The organism is Pseudomonas sp. BF-RE-25, from assembly GCF_019956105.1.
Taxonomy (GTDB): Bacteria; Pseudomonadota; Gammaproteobacteria; order Pseudomonadales; family Pseudomonadaceae; genus Aquipseudomonas; species Aquipseudomonas migulae.
Map to the genome: position 1 here is coordinate 1 of NZ_JAHBDB010000083.1, position 9,453 is coordinate 9,453.

At 59.7% G+C, this 9,453-nt stretch carries 8 protein-coding genes and 1 pseudogene; 4 read left to right on the forward strand and 5 right to left on the reverse strand.

Features of this window, described 5'->3' with window-relative positions:
• Window positions 1–944: 944 nt before the first annotated feature.
• From KGB24_RS27345 to KGB24_RS27360, 4 genes and pseudogenes are all read right to left on the reverse strand, one after another.
• Window positions 945–2,777: an ABC transporter ATP-binding protein gene (locus KGB24_RS27345; protein WP_008034297.1), complete on the reverse strand. Its 1,833-nt coding sequence runs from the start codon at window positions 2,775–2,777 to the stop codon at window positions 945–947.
• 90 nt (window positions 2,778–2,867) lie between these two features.
• Entirely contained in the window at window positions 2,868–3,431 is a 564-nt protein-coding gene (locus KGB24_RS27350; protein WP_008034295.1) for a peptidylprolyl isomerase A, read from the reverse strand.
• A gap of 3 nt (window positions 3,432–3,434) precedes the next feature.
• A pseudogene (locus tag KGB24_RS27355) lies at window positions 3,435–4,240 on the reverse strand (alpha/beta fold hydrolase).
• Window positions 4,241–4,254: 14 nt separating this feature from the next.
• On the reverse strand, window positions 4,255–5,178 hold the full coding sequence (locus KGB24_RS27360) for a LysR family transcriptional regulator (RefSeq protein ID WP_008034291.1): 924 nt from the start codon (window positions 5,176–5,178) through the stop codon (window positions 4,255–4,257).
• Window positions 5,179–5,227: 49 nt separating this feature from the next.
• On the opposite strand from KGB24_RS27360, the gene KGB24_RS27365 reads away from it, so the two are divergent.
• The 3 genes from KGB24_RS27365 to KGB24_RS27375 all read left to right on the forward strand — a co-directional run bounded on the left by KGB24_RS27365 (window position 5,228) and on the right by KGB24_RS27375 (window position 7,577).
• A complete protein-coding gene (locus KGB24_RS27365; protein WP_008034289.1) occupies window positions 5,228–5,542 on the forward strand; it encodes a hypothetical protein in 315 nt (104 codons plus the stop codon).
• A 232-nt stretch (window positions 5,543–5,774) separates the two neighbouring features.
• Window positions 5,775–6,374 (forward strand): FMN-dependent NADH-azoreductase, encoded by a 600-nt coding sequence (locus tag KGB24_RS27370; protein ID WP_008034287.1) that lies wholly within the window; start codon window positions 5,775–5,777, stop codon window positions 6,372–6,374.
• 336 nt (window positions 6,375–6,710) lie between these two features.
• Window positions 6,711–7,577 (forward strand): carboxylate/amino acid/amine transporter, encoded by an 867-nt coding sequence (locus tag KGB24_RS27375; protein ID WP_008040940.1) that lies wholly within the window; start codon window positions 6,711–6,713, stop codon window positions 7,575–7,577.
• 103 nt (window positions 7,578–7,680) lie between these two features.
• Here the strand turns inward: KGB24_RS27375 and KGB24_RS27380 are convergent, their stop codons facing one another.
• A complete protein-coding gene (locus KGB24_RS27380) occupies window positions 7,681–8,568 on the reverse strand; it encodes a LysR family transcriptional regulator (protein ID WP_008034284.1) in 888 nt (295 codons plus the stop codon).
• Window positions 8,569–8,727: 159 nt separating this feature from the next.
• Here KGB24_RS27380 and KGB24_RS27385 point away from each other — a divergent pair, with 159 nt between their 5' ends.
• The gene (locus KGB24_RS27385) at window positions 8,728–9,372 is read left to right on the forward strand and encodes a hydrolase (RefSeq protein ID WP_008034283.1); all 645 of its coding nucleotides are present in this window, start codon (window positions 8,728–8,730) and stop codon (window positions 9,370–9,372) included.
• The last annotated feature ends 81 nt before the right edge of the window (window positions 9,373–9,453 follow it).

Here is a 9,453-nt window from a genome sequence, read left to right on the forward strand (position 1 = left end):
GGTTTTGTTGGGTGGGGGCATATCCGTTTCTGCGGTAACGGCTGCTATTGGTTTCGCTCTTACAGCGAGTCACTTTCGAAAAGCGCGAAAGTAACCAAAGCGCTCCTGCCCCTTTCGTTCGGTGCCTCGCTAATGCTCGGCATGCCCTCGCTCCGGTCCTGCTCCGTGGGCCCGCCGCGATCGGCCATCCTTGGCCGTGCGCGGCTAACCCGGCATCCATGCCGGGTTGCCCACTACGCAGAACCTGCGCTCGGCCTCTCGAGGGGGCGACCACCGCCACAGCCGCCGAGGCGGCCTGAAAGCCGACCTGGCTCTTTGGGGGTACGCGTTGTCCTTCTCTGCTGCGCTCACCCATTCCGGACATGTACACCAATCCCGTGTAGGAGCCGGCTTGCTGGCGATGGCGTCCTTTCAGGCTATGGATGTGTCGCTGACCCACCGCTATCGCCAGCAAGCCGGCTCCTACAAGGGATTGGGTTCACACGATTCAAAATTGTAGGAGCCAGCTTGCTGGCGATGGATGCCAACGATAACGCGGGCTGTCTGAATGAACGCGTTGTCCAGACGATTTTCGCCGGCAAGCCGGCTCCTACAGGGGGCACGTACGCTTTTGATCTTCACCACTCATCAGGCCGAGCGTTAGCTCGCCTTCAGCTTTTGATCTGGCTTTTGAGGTACACGCCCCCTCGAGAGGCCGAGTGGAGGTTCTGCGCAGTGGGCAACCCGGCATGGATGCCGGGTTAGCCGCCCCCGGCCATGGATGGCCGATGGCGGCGTGCCCACGGAGCAGGACCGGAGCGAGGGCATGCCGAGCCTTAGCGAGGCACCGAACGAAAGGGGCAAGAGCGCTTTGGTTACTTTGGGGCTTTTCCAAAGTGACTCGCCGTAAGGGCGAAACCAATAGAAGCCGTTACCGCAGCAACGGATATGCCCCCAATCCCCAATCAATCGATCCCAACAAACCCCCCAGTCTGATGCTGCCACAACCGCGCATACAACCCGCCATGCGCCAGCAGCTCAGCATGGGTCCCCGTCTCGGCAATCTTGCCTTTCTCAAGCACCACCAGCCGGTCCATCCGTGCGATGGTCGAGAGCCGGTGAGCAATGGCAATCACGGTTTTACCCTGCATCAGGGTTTCCAGGCTTTCCTGAATCGCCGCTTCGACTTCCGAATCCAGCGCCGAAGTCGCTTCGTCCATGATCAGAATCGGCGCGTCCTTGAGCAGCACGCGGGCGATGGCGATCCGCTGACGCTGACCACCGGAGAGCTTCACCCCACGCTCACCAACATGCGCATCGAAACCGGTGCGTCCCTCGGCGTCCGAGAGCAACGGGATGAACTCGTCGGCCCGGGCCTTGTGCACCGCTTCCCAGAGTTCGGCATCGGTGGCGTCCGGTTTGCCATAGAGCAAATTGTCGCGGATCGAACGGTGCAGCAGCGACGTGTCCTGGGTAATCATGCCGATGCGCTCGCGCAGGCTTTCCTGACCGACTTCGGCAATGTTCTGGCCGTCGATCACGATCCGCCCACCCTGCACGTCATAGAGGCGCAGCAGCAGGTTGACCAGGGTCGATTTACCGGCGCCGGACGGACCGATCAAACCGATTTTTTCACCCGGTTTGATCGTCAGGTTTAGGTCGCCAATGATCCCGCTCTTCTTGCCGTAGTGGAAATCCACGTGCTCGAAACGCACTTCGCCCCGGGCGACGGTCAGCGGTTTGGCCTCCGCACGATCGGTGACGCTGACCGGTTGCGAAATGGTCTGCAAACCGTCCTGAACCATGCCGATGTTTTCGAAAATGCCGGTAACCACCCACATGATCCAGCCGGACATGTTGACGATCCGGATCACCAGGCCGGTGGCCAGTGCAATGGCGCCCACTGTGATCAGCGACTGCGTCCACAGCCACAGCGCCAGGCCCGTGGTGCTGACGATCAGCAAGCCGTTCATGCTGGTGATGACCACGTCCATGCTGGTGACCACGCGGCCAGCCAGTTGGGCTTTTACGGTCTGTTCCTGGATGGCTTCCTTGGCGTATTGCTGTTCGAAATTGGTGTGGGCGAACAGCTTCAGCGTGGTGATGTTGGTATAGCCGTCGACGATTCGGCCCATGAGCTTGGAGCGCGCATCCGAGGACACTACCGAACGTTCTTTCACCCGTGGCACGAAGTAGCAGAGGGCGCCGATGTAGGCGGCGATCCAGGTCAGCAACGGGATCATCAGGCGCCAGTCGGCTTCGGCGAACAGCACCAGCGAACTGATCGCGTAGATCAGCACATGCCATAGCGCGTCCACCGCCTGCACGGCGGAATCGCGCAGCGAGTTGCCGGTCTGCATGATGCGTTGGGCGATGCGCCCGGCGAAGTCGTTCTGGAAGAAATTCAGGCTCTGCTTGAGCACGTAGCTGTGGTTCTGCCAGCGGATCATGCTGGTCATGCTCGGGCTCAGGGTCTGGTGCACCAGCAAGTCATGCAGGCCCACGAACACCGGGCGCAGGATCAGCGCCACGACGGCCATCCAGGCCAGTTCGATGCCGTGTTCCTTGAAGAAATTGGCGTTCGGCGTGCCTTGGGCCAGGTCGATGATGCGGCTCAGGTAGCTGAACAGCGCCACTTCGATCAGTGCGCCGAACAGGCCGACGGTCAGCAGGGCCGCAAAACTCGGCCAGACCTGCTTCAGGTAATAGGTATAGAAGGGCAGAACACGGTCGGGCGGAGCCGCCGTCGGGGCGTCACGGAATACGTCAATCAATTGTTCAAAACGGCGATAAAGCATCGGTTCTCCACCCGCGTGCGGGCTCTCCTTTAAACGCTATGAGCGGCGCCGAATATCGGCGGCCGCTCAACATCCCTGTGCCTGTGGATCTCAGTCGATGCGCTTGGCCGACTTGATCAGCACCGGGTCGATAGGCACGTTCTGCATGCCGCTTTTGGTGGTGGTTTGCGAATTGACGATGATGTCCACCACGTCCATGCCCTTGACCACTTTGGCGAACACCGCGTAACCGGCGTCGCGACCCGGGTCGAGGAACGCATTGTCGGCGACGTTGATGAAGAACTGGCTGGTGGCCGAATCCGGGTTCGACGTGCGCGCCATCGACAAAGTGCCGCGCACGTTATGCAGGCCGTTGCTGGCCTCGTTCTTGATCGGTGCCTTGGTGTCTTTTTGCGCCATCTGCGCAGTGAAACCGCCGCCCTGGGCCATGAAACCCGGGATCACACGGTGGAAAATCGTGTTGTTGTAGAAGCCGCTGTCGACGTACTCAAGAAAGTTCTTGGTACTGATCGGTGCCTTGACCGGGTCCAGTTCGATTTCGATCTGGCCGTTGGTGGTTTCCAGCAAAACGTGCGGCGCCTTGGCGGGCGTAGCAGCCATCAGGTTGGCGGCAAACAGAACGGTGCCAGCGACGAGGGCGATTTTTTTCAGCATGGGTCAGTGATCCTGAGTGTGGTGGTGTCGACTGCGGTGAGAAACTCGAGCAGGGTTTGGTTGAAGCGTTCGGGTTGATCCAGCGGGGTGGCGTGACGCGAATCGGCGATCACCACCAGCCGCGCATCGGGCAGCAGTTTTACATAGTTCTCTTTCAGCGCTACCGGCGTGTAGTCCCGGTCGGCGCTGACAATGAGGGTTGGACAGGACACCCTGGAAAGTCGTTCCTGAACCCCCCAACCAACAATCGCGTCGAAGCTGGCGAGATAAGCATGTTTGTCGTTTTTTGCCCAGCGCTCGGCCATCTTTTGACGCAATTCGGCTTGTTCCGGCTTGGGGAACAGTTTGCCGCCAAGGGCCTTGCCGATGGTGCCCAGGCTGAGTGCTCGCATCAGGCTCCAGCGCTTGAACCACTGCCAATAGTCGTCGCGGCTGCGCAGTTTGACCTCGGGCGCGCTGTTGACGATGCACAGACTTTTGAGCAGTTTGGGCTGATCCACCGCCAGTTGAAAGCCGATCATGCCACCCATCGAAAGTCCCACATAATGTGTCGGGCCGAGGTTCAGATGTTCGATCAGGGCGACCAGGTCGGCGCTGAACCCGGCGATGCTGTAGCGCTCGCGGGGCTTGTCGGAACGACCGTGGCCGCGCACATCCGGCACGATCACTCGGTAGCGGGCGGACAGCGCCGGGATCTGTTTTTCCCAGTCCAGGGTGCTGGAACCGAGCCCGTGAACCAGCAGCAACGGCGTACCGTGGCCATATTCCTCATAGTGCAGGTTGCAACCTTCGTGTTCGAAATAGGCCATGCGATCACTCCGTGTCAGGCTTGTTCTGGGGCGGCGAAGGGCGCATCCAGCGGCGCGGTGTCGAAGGTGCGCAGCAGTTCGATGAGGATTTGCGTCGCCGGGCCCAAGGGTTTTTCCTTGTTCGAATACAGGTAGAAGCTCGGGTTCCGGCTACCGCCCTGATCCAACGGTAGCAGCTTGAGCGTACCTTCCTTGAGTTCGCGTTCGATCATGTGTCGTGGCAACCACGCAAACCCCAGGCCGCTGCTGACAAACGTCGCAGCGGTGGCCAGGCTGCCGACGGTCCAGCGCTGTTCGGCGCCGAGCCAGCCGACGTCGCGTGGCTGTTGACGGCCGGAGTCGCGGATCACCACTTGCATCTGGCTTTCCAGGTCCTGGAAATTCAGTTCACGGTTCAATCGATGCAGGGCGTGCTCGGGGTGGGCGACAGCGACGAATTCAACGTCGCTCAACTCCGCGCCCAGGTAGCCGGGAATACTGAACCCGGTGATCGCCAGATCGGCCACGCCTTCAAGCAGGACTTCCTCCACGCCTGACAACACTTCTTCGCGCAGACGCACGCGGCAGCCACGGCTTTGCGGCATGAACGCGGTCAAGGCGCGGACGAGGCGGGCGCTCGGGTACGCGGCGTCGACCACCAAACGCACCTCCGCTTCCCAGCCTTGCTCCATGTGATGCGCCAGGTCTTCCAGTTGGCTGGCCTGTTTCACCAGTTGCCGCGAGCGACGCAGCAAGACGCCGCCGGCCTCGGTCAGCACCGCCTTGCGGCCGTCGATACGCAGCAATGGCACGCCGAGTTGATCCTGCATGCGTGCCACGGTGTAGCTGACCGACGATTGCGAGCGATGCAGCGCTTCGGCGGCCTGGGCGAAACCGCCGTGGTCGACCACGGCCTGTAACGTTCGCCATTGATCAAGGGTCACGCGGGGCGCTTTCATCTTGAGCTCCTCTTGTCCTAAGCTGGCGGTCCTTATTGGAGACTGCCGAATGAAAAAATTCTGTTGTGTGGTGCTGGCGATGTTGCCGTTGACTGCGTTTGCCTACCCGATCGACGTACAAAAACAGCTGAACGGCATGGACATCGACTACAACGCGTATGACACGGATACCGACATCGCCTCCATTCAGGTCAACAACTTCGGCAGCACCGATGCAGTCTGTAAGGTGGTTTTCAATAACGGTCCGGAAGCGCCGCGCACCCGCAATATCGAAGTGGCTGCCGGCAAGCACAAAAATGCCACTGCCAAGTTCAACCGGACCATCATCAAGATGCGCATCAACCTGACCTGCACCCCGAAATAACACCAACACCCTTGTAGGAGTGAGCCTGCTCGCGATAGCTGTGTATCAGGCTAGAGAGATAGTGCCTGACCCACCGCTATCGCGAGCAGGCTCGCTCCCACATGAAGCATGCTCAGCTTATAAACGAATTTATTGATGGGTTATAGCAGTTATTTGCGCTTTTTCATCGATATGACTCTGTTTAACCTTCACTCCATCGACTTACAGCATTCTCAGATGGAGGCTACATCCCATGTCCCGCGTTCTGATCATCGAAAGCAGCGCCCGTCAGCAAGACTCGGTTTCGCGTCAACTGACCCAGACCTTCATCAGCCAGTGGAAAACCGCTCACCCGAACGACCAGATCACCGTCCGTGACCTGGCTGTCAATCCGGTGCCGCACCTGGACATCAACCTGCTGGGCGGCTGGATGAAACCCGCCGAGCAGCGCAATGACATAGAACAGGCTTCCCTGGAGCGCTCCAACCAGTTGACTGATGAATTGCTTGCCGCCGACGTATTGGTCATGGCCGCACCGATGTACAACTTCGCGATCCCCAGCACGCTGAAAGCCTGGCTCGACCACGTGCTGCGAGCCGGTGTGACCTTCAAATACACCGACACCGGCCCGCAAGGCCTGCTCAGCGGCAAACGCGCTTACGTGCTGACCGCTCGCGGCGGGATCTACGCCGGTAGCACCGCGGATCATCAGGAACCGTACCTGCGTCAGGTCATGGGTTTCATCGGAATCCACGATGTGACCTTCATCCACGCTGAAGGCATGAACCTGGGCGGTGACTTCCAGGAGAAGGGCCTGAACCAGGCCAACGCCAAGCTTTCCCAAGTGGCCTGAGGCTTTAATCGCCAGATAATCGCTGGATGGTCTAGTGACCTGGCGCAACCCTTCAAGCCTGTACGCGCATCGACCTCCCTTTGCACTTGTTGCTCCTGAGTGCTGTAGCCCGATTGAACGCTTTAGCGAGATCGGGCTTTTTTTTGCCTGCGATTTGGGAAAGCACGCATACCTCTGTAGGAGCCGGCTTGCTGGCGATAGCGGTGGATCAGTCAACGTATGTATTGGCGGGACAGACGCCATCGCCAGCAAGCCGGCTCCTACAGGGACCTGTGTGTGTTCTCGCGATCGTCGGCAAAACCCGCTATCGTCGCCGCCATTCAAAACGAGGCGAGCATGGGCTATCTACTTTTTGTCACGCTGATCCAGGCGTTTTCCTTCAGTCTGATCGGCGAATACCTGGCCGGTCATGTCGACAGTTATTTCGCGGTGCTGGTGCGCGTGCTGCTGGCGGGGCTGGTATTCATTCCGTTGACGCGCTGGCGCTCGGTGGAGCCTGCGTTCATGCGCGGCATGCTGCTGATCGGTGCGTTGCAGTTCGGCGTGACTTACGTCTGCCTGTACCTGAGCTTCCGGGTGCTGACGGTGCCGGAAGTGTTGCTGTTCACCATCCTCACACCGCTGCATGTGACGCTGATCGAAGACGCGCTGAACCGGCGCTTCAATCCATGGGCCCTGGTCGCGGCGCTGGTGGCGGTGCTCGGCGCGGCGGTGATTCGCTACGACCGGATCAACCCGGATTTCTTCATGGGGTTCCTGCTGCTGCAACTGGCCAACTTCACCTACGCCGCCGGGCAGGTGCTTTATAAGCATCTGGTGGCGCGTCATCCAAGCGATCTGCCGCATTACCGGCGCTTCGGTTATTTCTATCTCGGTGCACTGGCGGTGGCGTTGCCGGCGTTTCTGTTGTTCGGCAAACAGAACTTCCTGCCCGAAGCACCGCTGCAATGGGGCGTGCTGGTGTTCCTCGGCCTGGTCTCGACCGCGCTGGGGTTGTACTGGTGGAACAAGGGCGCGTGCCTGGTGAATGGCGGGACGCTGGCGGTGATGAACAATCTGCATGTGCCGGTGGGGTTGCTGATCAATCTGCTGATCTGGAATCAGCATGAAGAGCTGGGGCGGTTGTTCTTTGGCGGGTCGGTGATTTTGATGGCGGTGTGGATCAGCAGACTGGGTGTACGAAAGTCGTTGGCAATCACTTGACTCCTGTAGGAGCCGGCTTGCCGGCGAAGGCGGAGTGTCAGTCGACATACCAGTTACCTGTCACACCGCTATCGCCGGCAAGCCGGCTCCTACAAGGGTTGTGTTATTTCTCTGCCAGTTGCGCCACCAGAAACTCGATGAACGTCCGGGTCTTCTGCGGCACCCGGCGTGCCGATGGATAGACCGCGTTAATCGTGATCGCAGGCGCCTGCCATTCACACATCACCGGCACCAACCGGCCAGCCGCCAGCGCATCCTCGACAATGAAATTGGGCAACAGCGCGATACCCATGCCGGCCTCGGCGGCTTGGGCGAGCAAGTCGCCATTGTTGGCGTGCAGCGGGCCCGTGACGTTGACCCGTTGGGTTTCCTTGCCGTTGCATAGCTGCAAACTCACGCCACTTTGCAAATACCCATAGTTCAAACATTGATGGGCTCGCAGATCCTGCGGCGTCTGCGGAGTGCCTGCACGTTCGAGATACGCAGGTGAGGCGACCATGATTCGCGGGGCCGGCGCCAGTTGCCGGGCAATCATCGTCGAGTCCGGCATGCTGGCGATGCGGATGGTCACGTCGAAACCACCGCGCACCGGGTCAACCTGCTGATCGCTGAGCACCAGTTGCAGCTCTATGTTCGGGTGTTGTTCATGAAACAGCGGAATCAGCGGCCCCAGCCGGCGCAACCCGAAGGACATCGGCGCATTGACCCGCAGCACTCCGCGTAACTCGCCTATGCCGTTGCGGGCACGCTGTTCGGCCTCGTCCAGCGAGGCCAGTACTTCCCGCGCCGCGTCGAAATACTCCGCGCCAGCCTCGGTCAGGTGCAGGCTGCGCGTGGTGCGCTGCAGCAGTTGCACGCCGATGGCTTCCTCCAGCGCCTGAATCTGTTTGCTGACTTTTGATCGCGGCACATCCATTGCCCGTGCAGCGGCGGCAAAGCCGTTCTCGCCGACCGTGACGACGAACGCGCGCATGCATTCGATGCGATCCATGATTGTCCCTATTTTAGAATCAATGATTCTCGATTTTAGGTAATTGTCCCTTTCCTTGCTAGCCCCTAAAGTGACATCCAAGCCGACGACAAAGCCTCTGGAAGCCGCGTCGACTAACCCATTACTGATTTGAATTATCGACATCAAAAGGAACGCGCCATGTCTATTCGTGAACTGCTCAACCCAACCAACTCCGCTCTGATCCTGATTGACCACCAGCCGCAAATGGCTTTCGGCGTGCAGTCGATCGACCGTCAGACCCTGAAGAACAACACCGTCGGCCTGGCCAAGGCCGCCAAGATCTTCAACGTGCCGACGATCTACACCTCGGTGGAAACCGAAAGCTTCAGCGGTTTTATCTGGCCGGAGTTGCTGGCAGTGCACCCGGATCAAAAGCCGATCGAGCGCACCTCGATGAACTCCTGGGAAGACAAGGCGCTGGTTGACGCGGTGAAAGCCACTGGCCGCAAGAAGCTGATCATTGCCGCGCTCTGGACTGAAGTCTGCCTGACCTTCCCGGCGCTGGAAGCCCTGGCTGAAGGCTACGAGGTGTACATCGTGACCGACGCGTCTGGCGGCACCACCAAAGAAGCTCACGACATGTCGGTGCAGCGGATGATTCAGGCAGGCGCGGTGCCGGTCACCTGGCAACAAGTGCTGCTGGAATACCAGCGTGACTGGGCACACAAAGACACTTACGAGGCGGTGATGGAACTGGTGCTGGAACACAGCGGCGCGTATGGCATGGGTGTGGATTACGCCTACACCATGGTGCACAAGGCGCCGCAGCGAAAAATCAACTGACACCACTACCCCTGTAGGAGCGAGGCTTGCCCGCGAAGGCGGAGTATCAGTCGATAACTATTTTGACTGACACTCCGCCTT